Genomic DNA, 17057 nt, shown 5'->3' on the forward strand with positions numbered 1-17057 from the left:
ATATTGGGGTATCGCCAAGCGGTAAGGCAGCTGGTTTTGGTCCAGCCATTCAGAGGTTCGAATCCTTTTACCCCAGCCAAATACTTGGAAAATTATCGCGGGATAGAGCAGTCCGGTAGCTCGTTGGGCTCATAACCCAAAGGTCGGTGGTTCAAATCCACCTCCCGCAACCATCACTTCATTTGTTCAATCTTTCCCTTATTAAAATGGTATATTTTGTCTGCAAGTTCTATGGTGCTTGGTCTATGTGCTATTAGAATAACGATTTTATTTTTAGCAATTCTTGCAATCGTATTTTTTATTGATTCTTCTGTTTTGCTATCAAGAGCAGAAGTAGCCTCATCTAAAATCAAAATCTGAGAATTTTTATAAATTGCCCTTGCTATAGCAATTCTCTGTCTTTGACCACCACTAAGATTTGATCCAAATTCATCTAAAATTGTATAGATTCCATCTTTAAGTTTTTCTACAAAATCAAGTGCATCTGCTTGTCTTAGTGCCTCTATTGCTCTTTCTTCATTGACTTCACATCCATAGGTAACATTGGCCAACACACTATCATTAAAAATAAAAATTCTTTGAGTTACAATTGCAATCTTATCACGGATACTACGCTGTGTAAAGTCTTTTATATCTTTTTGATTCAAGCAGATTCTACCTTCAGTACAATCATAAAGTCTTAAAATCATATTGACTAAACTGCTTTTTCCTCCTCCGCTCTCTCCCACAAAGGCTACAATATCATTTATTTTTAATTCCATATTGATATTTTTCAAAGCAACTTTAGCGCCATAAGAAAGGCTAACATTTTGAATCTCTAAGCTTTGAATATCTTCTTTAAAGTCTAATTCTCCATCTTTGATTAATGGCTTACGATTTAAGATTTCAAAAATTCTATCACTAGCAACAATAGCTTCTTGAGACACAGAGAAAATATTGACTAATTTTTTAATTGGTGTATAAAGCATAAAAAGTGCTGTCATAAAAGCAAAGAAATTTCCCGATTCTAGCTTTCCTTCAATAACCTCACTTCCACCTAAAAAAATAATCAATCCAATAGCAATTGCCCCCAAAAACTCCATAACCGGGCTATTGACTTGACCTAAAAATGCACTCTTTAATCCTAATTTAAAAAAATGTTCATTTTGTTTTGAAAAACTCTCTAGCTCAATTTTTTCTGCATTATTTGCTTTAATCAATTCAATATTATTAAAAATTTCAGCAAGTCTAGAAGTAATATCAGAGTTTTTTTCTTGATTTTTTCTTGCAACCTGCTTTATTTTCCTAATAATCTTACTCAAAGGATAAACTGCAAGAGGCATAATCACTAGTCCAATTACTGCAAGCTTTGGACTCATATAAACCACTACAGTCATTAAAGATATAATTGTGAGCAATTCTTGTATCACCTGTGCAAAATAATTTGACACACTCATTCTAATAATGGCTATATCATTAGTAATTCTTGAGATAAGCTCACCATTTCTCATACAATTAAAAAAGTTCATCTCCATCTCAAGCATTTTATCTAGCATCTGATTGCGGATTCTTTTAACAATATCTAACCCAATATAATTCATAAAATAAGTCTGTAGAAGCATTCCAACACCCTTACCAAGAAAGGCAAGAATAATCAAAATGGGGATTAAAACAAGCATTAAAGAATCTTTTTTGATGAAAATATCTTCAAGTGCAGGTTTAACCAGATATGCTGTCCAAGCATTACACGAACTACTAAGAATTGCGCCTATCATCGCAATCGCAAAAAATAACTTGTATTCCTTGATATAAACCCAAAAACGCGTATAGAATTTTTTCATTCTACTACTTCAAAACCACTATCCAAAATTGCTTCTTTAATCTGCTCTCTTGAGAGACTTGCATCACCAACCACCTTTACCTTCCCCTCTCTTAGCTTTACCTCAATAAACTCCACTCCATCAATCTCACCTATAAACTTTTCAATCTTATCAACACAGCTTTCACACTGCATACCATTTACCTTAAACTCTAATTCCATTTTTTACTCCTTTAATTTTAAAAAATCTAAAAAAATATAATCTTTGAGCATTTAAAACCACACAAATACTACTACAACTCATTGCAAAAGCTGCAATCATAGGATTTAGTGTTAGATTAAACTTATATCCAATCCCACAAGCAAAAACGATTGCAATAATATTATAAAAAAATGCGAAAAATAAATTTTCTTTTATATTTTTTATCACAGCTTTGCTTAATTTTATAGAATTTACAACATTTAAAATGTCATTATTAAGCAATACAATATCTGATTTATCCTTACTCAAATCACTCCCCCCACCCATACTTAAGGAAATATCTGAAAGAGATAAAGCTGGAGCATCATTTAAACCATCACCAACCATCATTACTTTATATCCCTGATTTTTTAGATTCTTTACAAATTCAAGCTTATCTTCTGGCTTTAAATTAGAAAAAAACTTGCTAATCCCAAGTTTTTGTGCCACATCTTCTACTGCACCCTTATCATCCCCACTTAATATAAAAATTTCTTTTTTTAGTTTTTTAAGGGCATCTATACATTCCTTTGCTTCCTCTTTAATCTTATCTTGAAGATAAATTATGCCAAGCTCTTGTTTTTTATCCTGCACTATTTCATACAGACAAACTGCAATCTTTTTAGACAATTCATCTTGCTTTTTTAAAGGATATTGTGTAATTTCATATTGCCTAGAATCTATAGTTGCCTTAATACCCCTCCCTACAATATTTTGATAATCACTTGCTACTCTTAGAGATATCTTTTCCTTTTTAGCAAACCCTAAAATTGCTTTAGCAATTGGATGATTACTTCCCATCTCAATACTTGCCATCAACCCTAATATATACTCTTTAGAAAGGCTTGAAAGACTCTGTATTTTAATAACTTCAAAATTTCCTTCTGTTAATGTTCCTGTCTTATCAAAAATAATACAATCAATCTTGTGAGCATTCTCTAGTATCTCTGCATTTTTAAACAAAATAGAATTTTGCATTCCCCTAATACTTCCTACTAAAATTGCCATTGGTGTTGCTAAGCCTAATGCACAAGGGCAAGATACCACCAAAACACTAACAAAAATCTCTAAAGCAAAAGAAAAATCCTTATGATTGAGCCACCAAAATAAACTTGATAAAAGAGCAATAGCAATGACAAGAGGTACAAAAAACCCAGAAATTTTATCTGCAATTCTTGCAATTGGAGCTTTTGTGCTTTGAGCTTCTTTGACTAGGTTTAAAATTTGAGAGATCGTACTTTGTGTGTAGATTTTTTCAACACGCATTTCAACCATTTGCTCTAAATTGATACTTCCACCAAAAATATTTTCTCCAACTTTTTTAACAATAGGCAAACTTTCACCACTCAACATCGACTCATCAAAGCTTGTCATCCCCTTTGTAATCACACCATCAACGGGCACAAAATCTCCTGGCAATACTCTTACAAAATCCCCCTCTACTAGCTCTCTTATCTCTACTTCTTTATATTCACCATTTTGTAACTTTAAAGCTTTTTGTTTATAAAAATCCAATGCAATATCTAAAGACTTTAAAACCTTCTCTTTAGAATACTTCTCAATCATCTTGCCTAACAAAACAAAAGTTAAAATCAAGCAAGTGCTCTCAAAATATAATTCCTGTTTTGCCAAAAACTTATAATCAAAAAAAAGATTAAGATAAACCACAAAACTATAAAGAAATGATGAACCACTGCCAATTGCAATAAGAGTATCCATATTTGGCATTTTATTTAAAAGGGCTTTAAAACCTTTGAAATAAAAATTTCGACCCAGATGCATCACAATTAAAGTAAAAAAACATTGCAAAGAAGAATTTATCTTCAAATCGCGTAAAAAATCTGGCAAAATATTTGGGTAAAGCATCCCTAACATTCCAATATACACGACAAAAATACTAAAGATAAATGCTAGAAAAACTCTAATATTTAGGGTAAGAACTTGATTTTCTAGGTAGTCAAAGTAGCTTTCTTTTTTTATTTTTTTATCAAAATCTACCCTATAACCCAACTTATCAATAAAGGCAAAAATCTCTTCTAGGGCAATCTCTTTTTCATCAAATTCTATGGTGGCTAGGGATTGCACTAAATTAACTTCAATTTTTTTTACCCCTCTTTTTCTCCCTAATGCCCTCTCAATTCCAGAAGAACAAGCCGAGCAATTCATACCCCCAATAGAAAAAGTTTTTTTTATCATGTGATATAACTAAATCTTTTTAAAATAAATCTTTCCAAAAATTACAAAGATTCCACGAATAAGCCCATATAAAACATACGCAGTCATTAAACCACCAATTACCTCTTGAGGTTTTAGATAGGCTCCAGATAATACAATCAAAATTAAAACAAATGTTTTAAGATTCCATTTCATTTTTTTAAAACTAGGATAACGGATATGACTTACCATCAAAATCCCAACAATAAAAGCCAACAATAAAAGCAAATAGCCTAACTCTAAATCCTTAAGAATCATATACTTCAGATCAATCAAAATCCAAAGCACCACCATAGCAGCTGCACTAGGAATAGGCAATCCAACAAAAGATCCTGGTTCGGTATTTGCAACCCCTACATTAAATCTTGCCAATCTTATAGCGCCAAAAATTACAAACATAGCACTTACAACAACACCATATTTTCCGTAAGAGCAACCTGTATAAAAATATAAAAGTATTGCAGGAGCAACACCAAATGCAACAACATCAGCCAAAGAATCAAACTCAACCCCAAACTTACTTGAAGTATTCGTCAATCGCGCAACACGACCATCTAGTCCATCTAAAATCATTGAAACTAGAATCAGCCAACAAGCAAACTCAAAATTCCCTTTTGATGCAAAAACTATACTAACAATACCTAAAAAAATACTGCCTGCCGTAAAAAGATTGGGTAATAAATAAAGAGGGTTTATATTCATTTTCTATATCCTAAAAGTGTTTCTCCGCTTTTTACAATATCTCCGATATTTATCTTCAAATCCACTGCTTCTGGATTAAACTTTAGCCTTAAGGTTCCTGCTTTACAAAATCCTATTCTCTCACCCATTTTCCAATCGATAAGCGAATAAAATCTTGCAGGAAAAATTTCTGAAACCACTTCCATACTAAAACCCTCACCCTCAAGCCTAATTCTAGCATTTAATTCTTCTTTTGCTCGGTTATCAGATAAATATAATTTCAATCCATTAGTTACATCTATCTTCATTCCACCTTCATAATCAAAAGGCGCTCTCAATAATCCCACATCCAATAAACCAATTTTAAAGGTAAGTAAAACCTGATTATCAAGATACTCTATGTTTTCGATTCTGCCATCACAAGGGGATAAAAAAACATCTTTTAGTCGTTCTTTTGAAAACCTCTCGGGGTTTCTAAAAATATAAACCCAAAAGATCAGACAAACTGAAGTAAAATAAAATAATAAAGAAAAATCAAAGAGAAAAAACACACCACAAAGAAAAAGTAGAGTAATAAACCCCGCTAACCCCTCCTTAGCTGGAGCTTGTGTATGTGTATTTATCATCTTTACACCTCTTCTCGATTAATCAACCTCGTCTCAAGATTTCTTTCTTTTTCAAACTCTTGAACAATCTCTCTCACCCTAGCACCATCAATTACTTCTTTATCAAGAAGCTCTTCTACCATTTTTTCTACTGCCTCTTTATAATCTGTCAATGTCTGCTTTACTTCATTATAGCGATCATTAAGAGTTTTCTTAATAAATTCATCCATTTTTTCGGCAATTTTTTCACTAAATTCTCTTGAACTCCCCAAACCTCCTCCAAGGAATGCATTTCTTGGTTTTTCTAAAACCATTAACCCACTCACATCCGTCATACCATAGAAGCTCACCATAGACTTAAGGATATCTGTCGCCCTCTCTAAGTCATTGCTAGCACCTGTAGAAATTTCCCCTAAGAATACTTCCTCTGCAGCCCTACCACCTAATAAAACATCAATTTTTGCAATTAGCTCATGCTTTTGAATCAAATATTTATTTTCTTCTGGTGTATTTAAAGTGTAACCTAGAGCAGCCATTCCACGAGGAATAATTGAAACCTTATTTACACGATCTGAACCCTTGGTCATTTCTGAAATTATTGCATGCCCACTCTCATGATAAGCTACAATCTTTTTTTCTTTTGGAGAAATTCTACGAGATTTCTTCTCCAACCCTGCAATGCCCCTCTCAACAGCCTCTTTAAGATTTTTTTGAGAAACTTCTTTTTGATTTGCTCTACCTGCTAAGAGTGCTGCCTCATTAATAATGTTTGCTAAATCCGCCCCAGCTAAACCTGCAGTTAATTTTGCTATTTCTTGCAAATCCACATCTGTAGCAAGTTTTACAGATTTTATATGAACCTTTAAAATTTCTATTCTTCCATTAAAATCTGGCTTATCAACCAACACTTGCCTATCAAATCTTCCTGGTCTTAATAACGCCGGATCTAAAACTTCTGGTCTATTTGTTGCAGCTAAAACAATCACAGGAGCACTATCTGAACCAAAGCCATCCATCTCTGCTAATAACTGATTGAGTGTTTGCTCTCTCTCATCATTTCCACTAATCATTCCACCAGCTGCACGAGATTTTCCAATTGCATCGATTTCATCAATAAAAATGATACTTGGTGCTTCTTTTTTTGCCATCTCAAACAGATCTCTTACTCTACTTGCACCAAGTCCAACAAACATTTCAATAAAACTACTTCCACTCATAGAAAAAAATGGAACATTAGCTTCCCCTGCAACTGCCTTAGCAAGCAAGGTTTTTCCTGTCCCCGGAGGTCCTACCAATAAAACACCTTTTGGAATCCTTGCACCAATTGAGGCATAGCGATTTGGATATTTCAAAAAATCAACAATCTCCACAACCTCTTCTTTTGCCTCTTCATTTCCTGCCATATCCACAAATTTTACTTTTGGTTTTTCGGCATTAACAAGTTTTTTAGAACTTCCCATACCAAAAATACCACCACCCATATTCTTCTGCATTCTAGAGGTGATTAAAATCCACAAACCAATAATAATTAAAAATGGAACTAGCCAACCTAGCATATCTGTGAAAAAGTTCGTTTCACTAAAACCACTATAGGTGATGTTTTTTTCATCAAGCAATGGAACCAAAGAAGCATCTTGAACTTTCTTAGCAATATAATAAATTTTTTGCCCACCATTATTACTAATTGCTCTGATTGTTGTTTGCCCAATACTTACTGAATTAATCTCATTATTTTTTATCAACTGCTTAAGTTGATAATAATCAATCTCCCTAGTAACACTTCCGCTCAATCTACCTAATAAGCCACCCTCATCAATATTTGTAACTTTTGCCAAGATAAGCGCCAAAATTGCAAAAATTATAAAAAATAATAATGGATTTTGTTTTTTTGGTTTTTTATTATTGCTATTATTTTTATTCTGCATTAACCTACCTTTTAATCATTTTTAAAGCAACCCAATCCTCTTTGTGTAACATCTCACACAATTCAAAGTCCTTAAACTTTTTTATCACATCATCTTTATAATTTTCTAAGATTCCAGAAAGAATAACTAAACTACCTTTCTTAGTTGCATTACAGAAACTATTATATAACATTTTGATAATATCTGCCAAAATATTCGCAACTACAACATCATATTCTTCTCCCTTATAATTACCTTGGAAACTACCTTCCCAAATCTTATCAATCTTTTCGTGATTGAGAGCAAAATTCTTTTTACTCTCTTCTACTGCTAAAGAATCTACATCACACATATGAACAAGAGCACCTTTTTTCTTAGCCACCAAAGATAAGATACCACTTCCACAACCCACATCTAAAACACGCTTATCTTGTAAATCAATTTTTGAAAGTAATTCCACACACATAGAAGTTGTAGCGTGGTGACCTGAACCAAAAGCAAGGGCTGGATCTATCATTATGCTTTGAAGACTTGTAGGATTTTCATACCAACTTGGATGAATATAAAACTCTCCGCATACAATAGGTTTTATAGCTTTTTTATAATTTTCTATCCAATCTTGATTAGCCCTTTTTTCAATCTTGTAGGCAAAACCTATCTTCTCATCTAAGCGATGAGCTAAATTATCTGAAAAGTCTTTAAAATTTTGGATTAAAGAAGCCGGATCATCTTCCATTCTAATCACAAAACAGCTATTTTTTAGATTGTCTTTTGAGGTGTTATAAAATACCCAATCAGAAGAGATCTTTGCATCAATCTCCTCTATAGCTTCTTGGGTAACTTCAAGAGCAAAATCAGTAAAAAGTTCAAAGTACGAGCTTGGGATTAAAGAAAGCTCAAAAAAATAATCAGTCATTTAATCCTAAAACTGCTTCTAATTTTTCTTTAAGAACCTGAGGAGTAAATGGCTTCACAATATAATTATTTACCCCAGCCTTTAATGCAGTGATCACCTCTATCTTACCACCCTCTGTAGTAACCATAATAATAGGAATATCCTCATACCTTGAATCAGACCTTGTCTTTTTTACAAGCTCTAACCCATTCATCTCTGGCATATTCCAATCTGTAATCAGAACACTGATATCACCATTATTATTTAAAATATCCCAAGCCTCCACCCCATTTTCTGCTTCTAAGATATCTTCATAGCCTAATCTTTGCAGTGTGTTTTTAATGATTCTTCTCATAGTAGAACTATCATCTACAACAAGCAATCTCATCTCAAACTCCTTTAAGTTTTCCTAATGCGAAAAGTTTTTTTTGTCTTAGCCAAATCGGCATTGCACTTGTTTTTTTTAGCAAAAAATCTCGCGATTTTACCAAAAAATCAGGAAATACACAAACCAACAGGGCAATGATCGCTCCCAAAAACTTCGGGATAAATCTTTGCATCTACAAGTCTTTGACTAAAAATTTTAGAACACAAAAAATAATCAATCCGCCAACCCGTATTATTCTCTCTAGCCTTTCCCATATAACTCCACCAACTATAAGCATCTCTCAAATCTGGATAAAAATACCTAAAAGTATCTATAAAACCACTCTCTAATAGCTCTGTCATTTTGCTTCTTTCTTCATCTGTAAAACCTGCATTTCTACGATTGGTTTTTGGGTTTTTAAGATCAATTTCTTGATGTGCTACATTTAGATCTCCACAAACTATAACAGGTTTTTTCTTCTCAAGATTCTTAAGGTAAGCCCTAAAGTCATCTTCCCAATGCATACGATATTCCAATCTCTCCAATTCTCTTTTAGAATTTGGGGTATAGACATTTACAAGATAAAAATCATCATATTCTGCACAAATGATTCTTCCCTCTTTATCGTGATGTTCTATGCCCATATCATACGCTACACTCAAAGGCTCTTTTTTGCTTAAAATCACCACTCCAGAATAGCCTTTTTTCTCTGCACTATTCCAATAATCAAAATAGCCATCAAAGCTAAAATCTGCCTGTTCTTTTTGCATTTTAGATTCTTGGATGCAAAAAATATCTGCATCAATTTTTCTAAAAAACTCCATAAATCCCTTATTCATACAAGCTCTCAAACCATTTACATTCCACGAAATTAACTGCATATTTATCCCTAGATTCTAAAATTATTGTCGATATTTAAATTTTAAACAAAAATTATAACTACTTTAAGCTAAATTTCAAGGTTTTTTCTTTATAATCCCACTTTGTTTTTAAGCAAAAAATCTTTCAAAAATTTAAGATAATGGCTTGATAGCTCAGTCGGTAGAGCAAAGGACTGAAAATCCTTGTGTCGGCAGTTCGATTCTGCCTCAAGCCACCACTACATAAAACTACAATTTAAAATCATCTTAGAATCTAAAAACGCAAATTTCACTTAAGGCTAGATAGCAAAAAACGATCTAATTATTAAGCTTTATATTTTTTAAAAGACCTGATAACAAAACCTTACCTAGCATCTAAACCAAAAAATTCTAAAAAATGATTCTAAGACTTAAAAACAAAAACTTGGCACAATCTAAAGCAAATAAGACCTATCTTTTGTCTTTTTGCTTGCATACCACTTAAACTATACCTATAGAAACAACTTAAAAAAATAACTCACACTAAAGCTTTTTTCATTTGAAAATCTCTAAGAATTGTTATAACATTTCAAGCAAGTTATAATTTTAAGAGGGGTTTTATGGATATTACGCAGTTTCAACCTATCATCAATTTTATTTGGAGTGTAGCAAATGACTTGCTTAGAGATGTGTATTTCAAAGGAAAATATCGCGATGTAATTTTGCCAATGACTGTGATTAGGCGACTTGATGTCGTTCTTGAACCTACTAAAGAAAAAGTCCTAAAAACCTACCAAACCTACAAAGATAAGCTAGAAAATTTGGATCTTATCCTCACAGGATCTCAAGGTAGTGGTATGGGATTTTATAACCACTCTAATTTTACCCTCCAAACTCTCTGTGATGATCCTAAAAATATCCGAGCAAATTTTGAAAACTATCTTGATGGATTTAGCCCCAATATCTTATAAGAGTTATTACAAAATTATTTCAAGCACTGAAGATAATCCAAAGTTTGATAAGAAAAAAGCCAATGCTAAGATCAAAAAGTATGTAGAGGGAAATGAAAATACAATTGCTAAAAAAGCAGAAATAATGATTGATCACTTTTATGCCCATATCCATAAAAAAATCAAAGCCAAAGCCAAGGCAATGGTAGTTACAAGCTCAAGGGAAAATGCCGTGAAATATTTCTTTGCCTTTAGGGAATACCTCAAACAAAAATTCCCCACTTATAAAGCTCTTGTAGCATTTTCTGGAGAAGTGGTATTAAATGGAGAGAGCTATAGTGAAAGTGGGCTTAATGGAATCAGTGAAGCAAATTTAAAAAAAGAATTTAAAAAAGATGAATATCGCTTTTTAATTGTGGCCGAAAAATATCAAACAGGTTTTGATCAACCTCTTTTACATACGATGTATGTAGATAAGCGATTAAATGGAGTAAATGCGGTGCAAACTCTCTCAAGAGTAAATCGCACTTGCGAAAACAAAGAAGATACTTGTGTGCTTGATTTTGCAAACTCTCATGAGGAAATTGGTTTTGCTTTTAGCACTTTTTATGAGCAGACATTCTTAAAAGAACCCACAGATATCAATAAAATTTTTGATCTTAAGAGTATTTTGTTTGAATATAAAATTTACTCTCAAGAAGAAGTAGAAAAATTTACAGAGATGATTTTAAAAAAAGAAAAAGAAAATATCATCCATTCATACCTTGATGTAATGGTTGAGCGATACAATGCTTTAGATAATGATGATATCAAACTAGAATTTTACAATAAGGCTAAAACTTACTTAAAAGATTATTCTTTTTTAGCTCAAATCCTGCCATTTGAAGATATTGAGCTAGAAAAAACTTACATCCTACTCAAAAAGCTTATTACTAAGATTCTTCCACCTAAAACAGAGGACTTAGCAAAAGGAATCTTGGATAATGTAGATTTTGAAAGCTATCGCGTGCAGTTGGATAAAACTCTAAATATTGCACTAGAAGGAGCAGGAGAGCTTGCACCCTCACAAGCTGATGGCTCAAGTAAAATATCTGAAGCGCATCTAGAAGAACTTCTTGAAATTGTTCGAGAATTTAACGGACGCTATGGAAATATTGAATGGGGTGAGGAAGATAAAATAGCCAAAGGATTAGTGTATATTCAAGAACAAGTAAAAGAAGATAATCATCTCCTAAAAACTGCTCAAAACTCTGACAAACAAAATACTCAAATTGAGTTTAAAAATGTCTTAGTTGAAAGAATGCAATCCATTCTTGATACACATTTTTTACTTTACCAAAGATTTAATGATGATCAAGATTTTAGAGAACGCATCACACGCAAGATGTTTGATATATGGTATAGCAGTATTGATCAAGAAACTAATAAAACAATGATAGTCTAATAAAAATTTTAATAATGCTATATAATACCTCTATGAAATCCTAGGGGTGCTTAGTAAAACTAGGCTGAGAACATACCCTTGAACTTGTAGGATAATGCCAAAAAGAAAGGATAAAATTGATAGATTCTATCAAGCTACAATTGCGCGATCTAAGCTTAGGATTTTGGATTGCTTTATTACTCTCTAGTCTCATTATTGCTTTACTTATGATTTTTTATAAAGAAAATACCATAATCTTGCTAGCAAGCTTATGTGGGATTTTTTATATATTCTTTGCAGGGCAAGGAAAGTTTTTGTGCTTTATTTTTGGGCTACTTTATTGCATTCTCTATGCTTATGTAAGCTACAAAGCTCAATTATATGGAGAAATGCTACTAACATTTTTATACATTCCTCTTAATTTACTTGGAATTTTTAATTGGATCAAAAATCAAAATCTCTCTAAAACAAAAATAAAAATACAAACACTAAATAATCTACAAATATCTCTTTATCTTTTGCTTTTAATCTTTGTAAGTATCTTTTATGGAATCTTTTTAGAAAAAATAGATGCAAAGTTCCCATTTTTAAACGCTTTTAGCACAATCGCTCAAATTATTGCTTTTTATTTGCAAATCCATCGCTACAAAGAAAATTATCTCATTGTAACTTTTGCAAATATTATTTTATGTTATATTTGGCTGGAGCTATTTTTGCAAAATCCAATCTATCTTGCACAAACTTTAAATATGTTTTTGTTTTTAATTCTTGGGATTTTTTACTATTTCAAATGGAATCAAGAAGCTAAAGAAAATAAAGGTTAAAAAATGCAGGCAATAATCTTAGCTAATGGCTCTTTTCCTAAAAAAAAGTTACTAATTCAAGAGATTTTAGATTCTAAAAATTTAGTTGTATGTGATGGTGCTATCAAGCATTTGACCAAGATTCAAAAAGAACCTAATGTAATTATTGGGGATTTAGACAGCATTTCCCCTCAACTTAAGAAAAAATTTTTTCAAAAAATTATCCACATTAAAGAGCAAGATACAAATGATCTTACAAAAGCCTTTAATTATTGTATTACAAAGGGTTTTAAGGATATTGTGATTTTTGGTGCTACGGGAAAAAGAGAAGATCATACCCTAGCAAATATCTTTTTGCTTCATACCTACTCTAAGAAAGTAAAAAAAGTCTGTATTAAAAGTGATTTTGGTATTTTTGAAATTTATACCCCTCCTTGTAATATCCCAAGCAAAAAAGGTCAGCAAATCTCGATATTTTGCCTAGATGCCACTTGTAAGCTTACTTCAAAGGGGCTAAAATACCCTCTTTACAACCTTGCCCTAACCTCTTTAGAACAAGGAACACTCAATGAGGCATTGGGTGAAAATTTCAGTATCAACGCCTCAAAACCCACTCAAATTATTATTTATAAAACACTTTAATTTAAATCTTTCAAGACAGATGCGCTCCTAGTCTCTAACATCCCTTGCCTACCCTCATAGCAATCAAACTTTGCAATTACATAATAGCGCTTTGCATCTATAGAATCTGTGGCAATCTTTAAAACCTCAAGAGCCTCTGACATATCTTTACATTCTACACTTGTCCCCATTGAGGCAAGTTCAAATTTAACACCCTTTTGTTTTAGTGTTTTTAATACATTTACTACCTCTTGTCTCTTTGATATTTCTCCGCTAATGCTAAAGATGCTCATTTCCATCAAAACTGCCATTTAAAAAACTCCTTAGTTTAAAATCTGCCAGTTATGATACTATAACACAAAAATTAAAAGGAATGATGTGATAAAGAATCAAAGTATTGAGTCTTTAAAGCAACAAATTGACATCGTTGATATTATAGGAAGCTATATAGATATCAAAAAAACTGGAAGCAATTATAGTGCGTGCTGTCCATTTCATAGCGAAAAAACTCCTAGCTTTATGATAAGTCCTGTAAAAAATATTTTTCATTGTTATGGTTGTGGCACAGGTGGGGATGCAATCAAGTTTGTGATGGAATATGAAAAAATAGATTTTGTCGAGGCGATAGAAAAAATCGCTCATTTTTATAATTTTGAATTAGAGTATGAAACCAGTAATTATAAAAAAACAAGCTTTCAAACAGAATACAGCTTGCTTGAGAATATCTTAAATTTTTATCATCAGCAACTCTATAAATACCCTAAGATTCTAGATTATCTCAATCATAGAGGTATTACTCAAGAAAGCATAAAAAAGTTTAAGATTGGCTATTGTCCTCCTAGCTTTGAAAATATAAAATTTTGCGATACTAATTCTCTAGATAAAAACAAATTAGTCCAACTAGGAGTGTTGGGACAAGATCAAGGAAGATATTATGCAAGATTTAATGAAAGAATAATGTTTCCTATCCATTCAATTAGTGCAAAACCTCTGGGTTTTGGTGGAAGAACCCTAAAAGATCAATTAGCAAAGTATATCAATAGTCCTCAAAGTTCAATTTTCAATAAATCAAAATTACTTTATGGATATCACCTTGCAAAGGAAAGTATTTTTAGAGAATCTAAAATCATTGTAACAGAAGGATATCTTGATGTAATTATGTTGCATCAAGCTGGATTTAAAAATGCTGTTGCAACTCTAGGAACCGCTCTTACTCAAGAACATATTCCACTTTTAAACAAAGGGGATCCAAAAATTATTTTAAGTTATGATGGTGATGAAGCAGGTATCAAAGCAGCCTATAGAGCATCTCTTTTACTTGCTCAACAAAACAAAGAAGGCGGAGTAGTAATTTTTGATCAAGGAATGGATCCTGCAGATATGGTGGTAAATAAAAAATTTTTGGAGCTAAAAAACAAACTTGAAACCCCTATTCCTTTTATCGAATTTATTCTAAGGCAGATTGCAAAACAATTTAATCTAAACAATCCCATCCAAAAAGAAAAAGCACTTGCAGAATCTCTAAAATTTTTACACACTCTCTCACCCCTATTGCAAGAAGAATATAAAAATCTTATTGCAATACTTTTAAAAATTCCTCCAAATCTTGTGATAACAAAATACAAAAAAAACTCTACGCAAAAAAACATCCAACCTACACAACCTGCATTATTTCATCAACAAGATTTATTAGAGGAATTAATCATCAAATATATGCTAGAGGATAAAAGCTTATTGGATTTTGCTCTTGATTATATTGATGAGGAAGTTTTCAAAAACCAAAAAGAAGCTTTTAGAGCATTATTACAACAAGACTTCTCGCATCAAAAGCTAATTGGAATTAGCCTAAATCCTCAATTAATTATTACAGAAGATGGCTTTAAAAAAGAGTTAATATTGCTTATCCTAAGATACAATTACGCTTTATTAGAGGAGATACAACATAGTGTATTACCTTTTAATGAAAAAAGCTTCAAAATTAGGAAGATAAAAAATAATATTTTAAAATTAAAAAAGGGAGAATTGATAGCCTATGAAAGCTTTGGCTCTTTTTAGCGGTGGCTTAGATAGCCTTATTTCAATGAAATTGCTTAAAGATCAGGGAATTGAAGTAATTGCTCTGCACTTTAATATTGGCTTTGGTGGTAATTATGATAAAAGAGAGTATCTCTTAAATGCCACAGGACAAATAGGAGTAGAACTTGTGATTTGTGATATTAGGCAACAATTTTTTGACAACATACTTTTTACACCAAAATATGGCTATGGTAAATATTTCAACCCCTGTATTGATTGTCATGCAAATATGTTTGTGCAAGCTTTTTATAAATTATTAGAACTTGAGGCTGATTTTGTAATCAGTGGAGAGGTTTTAGGGCAAAGACCAAAAAGTCAAAGAAGAGAAGCTCTTGATCAAGTAAAAAAACTTATCAGGGAAGCTGGAAAAGACAAAAGATTTCAACATTTATTGGCACAAGATAGCAATGATACAAGCAAGCCTCAAACCCTAGATGAATTAATTTTGCGCCCTATGTGTGCAAAATTACTCCAGCCCAGCTTTATGGAAAGAAATAATTGGGTGGATAGAGATAAGCTTCTTGATATTTCAGGAAGGGGCAGAAATAGACAATTGCAAATGGCTAAGGACTTTGGATGGAAGTATTATGAAAAGCCAGGTGGGGGTTGCTTACTCACAAATACGAGTGTTGCAACCAAACTAAAGGATCTAAGCTCACATAGAAAAATGATTCTAGAAGATAGTGCAATGATTAAGGTGGGTAGATATATGATATTGCCAGATAATGCAAGATGCGTGATTGCAAGAAATGAAGAAGAAAATAAAAAATTAGATTCTTCAAACCCATTAATGGATACTATTAGATTAATAGATTGTGCTGGTCCTATTGGACTGGTGGAAAAAAGTGCAACTTTGGAAGATAAAATCCTTGCAGGACGCATTACGCTCTCTTATGGGAAAACTTCTTATGATCAAGAATATAAGGTTTTAATCGGAGAAAAAGAATATAGTCTTACTCCCTATGAAAGGGAAAAGGCTAGGGAATTTTTACTACTTAAACAATAAGCCCAATGTTAGTTTCTAAGAAACTAACATTGCCTTTGTTATTTTTGAAGATATTTTTTAATTTAAAATTATAAGCTTGCTTGCTCCAAAAGATCACAAAGAGTATGAATAATAAAAATATGCATTTCTTGAATTCTTGGGGTATCATTGCTTGGAATAATAAGACTATAATCTCCTATGTCTTTCATTTTTCCTCCATCTCTTCCACTTAAAACGATATTTTTACATTCTAATTCTTTTGCCTTCTGCATTGCAAGCAAAATATTTTTGGAATTTCCACTTGTTGAGATTCCAAACAATACATCACCACTTCTACCCAATGCTTCAACCTGTCTTGAAAAAACATAATCATAGCCATAATCATTGCCAATTGCTGTTAATGCAGAAGTATCCGTACTTAATGCAATTGCACTTAAAGCCTTTCTCTCTCTTTTATAGCGACCTGTTAATTCTGCTGCAAAATGTTGAGAATCTGCTGCACTACCACCATTACCACAAATCAAAATTTTATTACCATTTTTTATTGTTTCAATCAAACATTCTGCAACTTGCTCAATTTGCAAAGCCATTTTTTTTACTTCTTGAGCTACTTCTAAATGCAGATCCAATTCTTTTAAAATAAAATCTTTCATTC

Annotated in this window: 16 protein-coding genes, 3 tRNA genes and 1 pseudogene; 9 read left to right on the forward strand and 11 right to left on the reverse strand. The window is 32.3% G+C overall.

The window, feature by feature from the left end; translation table 11 throughout:
• Positions 1-4: 4 nt before the first annotated feature.
• Together C6H31_RS05000 and C6H31_RS05005 are read left to right on the forward strand one after the other, a co-directional pair.
• A tRNA-Gln gene (locus C6H31_RS05000) sits at positions 5-79 on the forward strand.
• A 17-nt stretch (positions 80-96) separates the two neighbouring features.
• Positions 97-173 (forward strand) — tRNA-Met (locus C6H31_RS05005).
• Here C6H31_RS05005 and C6H31_RS05010 read toward each other — a convergent pair.
• The 9 genes from C6H31_RS05010 to C6H31_RS05050 all read right to left on the reverse strand — a co-directional run bounded on the left by C6H31_RS05010 (position 174) and on the right by C6H31_RS05050 (position 9586).
• Positions 174-1820, reverse strand: a complete 1647-nt coding sequence (locus C6H31_RS05010) for an ABC transporter ATP-binding protein (protein WP_104697717.1) — start codon at positions 1818-1820, stop codon at positions 174-176.
• A complete protein-coding gene (locus tag C6H31_RS05015; RefSeq protein ID WP_104697718.1) occupies positions 1817-2020 on the reverse strand; it encodes a heavy-metal-associated domain-containing protein in 204 nt (67 codons plus the stop codon). The genes C6H31_RS05010 and C6H31_RS05015 overlap by 4 nt, the downstream gene beginning before the upstream one ends.
• Positions 2004-4235 carry a heavy metal translocating P-type ATPase gene (locus C6H31_RS05020; protein ID WP_104697719.1) on the reverse strand — a complete coding sequence of 744 codons (2232 nt, stop codon included), beginning with the start codon at positions 4233-4235 and terminating at the stop codon, positions 2004-2006. Before C6H31_RS05020 ends, C6H31_RS05015 begins: the two co-directional genes overlap by 17 nt.
• Before the next feature lie 9 nt (positions 4236-4244).
• Positions 4245-4955, reverse strand: a complete 711-nt coding sequence (gene pssA / locus C6H31_RS05025) for a CDP-diacylglycerol--serine O-phosphatidyltransferase (protein WP_104697720.1) — start codon at positions 4953-4955, stop codon at positions 4245-4247.
• Positions 4952-5560 carry a hypothetical protein gene (locus C6H31_RS05030; protein WP_104697721.1) on the reverse strand — a complete coding sequence of 203 codons (609 nt, stop codon included), beginning with the start codon at positions 5558-5560 and terminating at the stop codon, positions 4952-4954. Before C6H31_RS05030 ends, pssA begins: the two co-directional genes overlap by 4 nt.
• Before the next feature lie 2 nt (positions 5561-5562).
• Positions 5563-7464, reverse strand: a complete 1902-nt coding sequence (gene ftsH / locus C6H31_RS05035) for an ATP-dependent zinc metalloprotease FtsH (RefSeq protein WP_104697722.1) — start codon at positions 7462-7464, stop codon at positions 5563-5565.
• 4 nt (positions 7465-7468) lie between these two features.
• Positions 7469-8359: a 50S ribosomal protein L11 methyltransferase gene (locus C6H31_RS05040; RefSeq protein WP_104697723.1), complete on the reverse strand. Its 891-nt coding sequence runs from the start codon at positions 8357-8359 to the stop codon at positions 7469-7471.
• Entirely contained in the window at positions 8352-8726 is a 375-nt protein-coding gene (locus tag C6H31_RS05045; RefSeq protein ID WP_104697724.1) for a chemotaxis response regulator CheY, read from the reverse strand. Before C6H31_RS05045 ends, C6H31_RS05040 begins: the two co-directional genes overlap by 8 nt.
• Positions 8727-8833: 107 nt before the next feature.
• The gene (locus C6H31_RS05050) at positions 8834-9586 is read right to left on the reverse strand and encodes an exodeoxyribonuclease III (RefSeq protein WP_104697725.1); all 753 of its coding nucleotides are present in this window, start codon (positions 9584-9586) and stop codon (positions 8834-8836) included.
• Between the two features lie 142 nt (positions 9587-9728).
• Here C6H31_RS05050 and C6H31_RS05055 point away from each other — a divergent pair.
• The 5 genes and pseudogenes from C6H31_RS05055 (at position 9729) to C6H31_RS05075 (ending at position 13362) form a co-directional block, all read left to right on the forward strand.
• A tRNA-Phe gene (locus C6H31_RS05055) sits at positions 9729-9804 on the forward strand.
• Between the two features lie 360 nt (positions 9805-10164).
• Positions 10165-10509, forward strand: a pseudogene (locus C6H31_RS05060) (type I restriction-modification system subunit M N-terminal domain-containing protein); the annotation flags it as partial.
• A 187-nt stretch (positions 10510-10696) separates the two neighbouring features.
• The gene (locus tag C6H31_RS05065; RefSeq protein WP_442778073.1) at positions 10697-11938 is read left to right on the forward strand and encodes a type I restriction enzyme subunit R domain-containing protein; all 1242 of its coding nucleotides are present in this window, start codon (positions 10697-10699) and stop codon (positions 11936-11938) included.
• Positions 11939-12054: 116 nt separating this feature from the next.
• Complete coding sequence (gene pnuC, locus C6H31_RS05070; protein WP_104697728.1) at positions 12055-12741, forward strand: nicotinamide riboside transporter PnuC; 687 nt, start codon at positions 12055-12057, stop codon at positions 12739-12741.
• 3 nt (positions 12742-12744) lie between these two features.
• Positions 12745-13362 carry a thiamine diphosphokinase gene (locus C6H31_RS05075; RefSeq protein WP_104697729.1) on the forward strand — a complete coding sequence of 206 codons (618 nt, stop codon included), beginning with the start codon at positions 12745-12747 and terminating at the stop codon, positions 13360-13362.
• On the opposite strand, the gene C6H31_RS05080 is transcribed toward C6H31_RS05075, so the two are convergent.
• Complete coding sequence (locus C6H31_RS05080) at positions 13359-13652, reverse strand: thiamine-binding protein (protein ID WP_104697730.1); 294 nt, start codon at positions 13650-13652, stop codon at positions 13359-13361. The two genes, C6H31_RS05075 and C6H31_RS05080, sit on opposite strands and share 4 nt — an antisense overlap.
• A gap of 67 nt (positions 13653-13719) precedes the next feature.
• On the opposite strand from C6H31_RS05080, the gene dnaG reads away from it, so the two are divergent.
• Together dnaG and C6H31_RS05090 are read left to right on the forward strand one after the other, a co-directional pair.
• Entirely contained in the window at positions 13720-15396 is a 1677-nt protein-coding gene (gene dnaG, locus C6H31_RS05085) for a DNA primase (protein ID WP_104697731.1), read from the forward strand.
• Positions 15374-16423 carry an argininosuccinate synthase domain-containing protein gene (locus C6H31_RS05090; RefSeq protein ID WP_104697732.1) on the forward strand — a complete coding sequence of 350 codons (1050 nt, stop codon included), beginning with the start codon at positions 15374-15376 and terminating at the stop codon, positions 16421-16423. The genes dnaG and C6H31_RS05090 overlap by 23 nt, the downstream gene beginning before the upstream one ends.
• 68 nt (positions 16424-16491) lie before the next feature.
• On the opposite strand, the gene gmhA is transcribed toward C6H31_RS05090, so the two are convergent.
• The gene (gene gmhA, locus C6H31_RS05095) at positions 16492-17055 is read right to left on the reverse strand and encodes a D-sedoheptulose 7-phosphate isomerase (RefSeq protein ID WP_104697733.1); all 564 of its coding nucleotides are present in this window, start codon (positions 17053-17055) and stop codon (positions 16492-16494) included.
• Between the last annotated feature and the right edge of the window lie 2 nt (positions 17056-17057).

Origin of the sequence: Helicobacter sp. 'house sparrow 1' (assembly GCF_900199585.1) — a bacterium.
Taxonomy (GTDB): Bacteria; Campylobacterota; Campylobacteria; order Campylobacterales; family Helicobacteraceae; genus Helicobacter_H.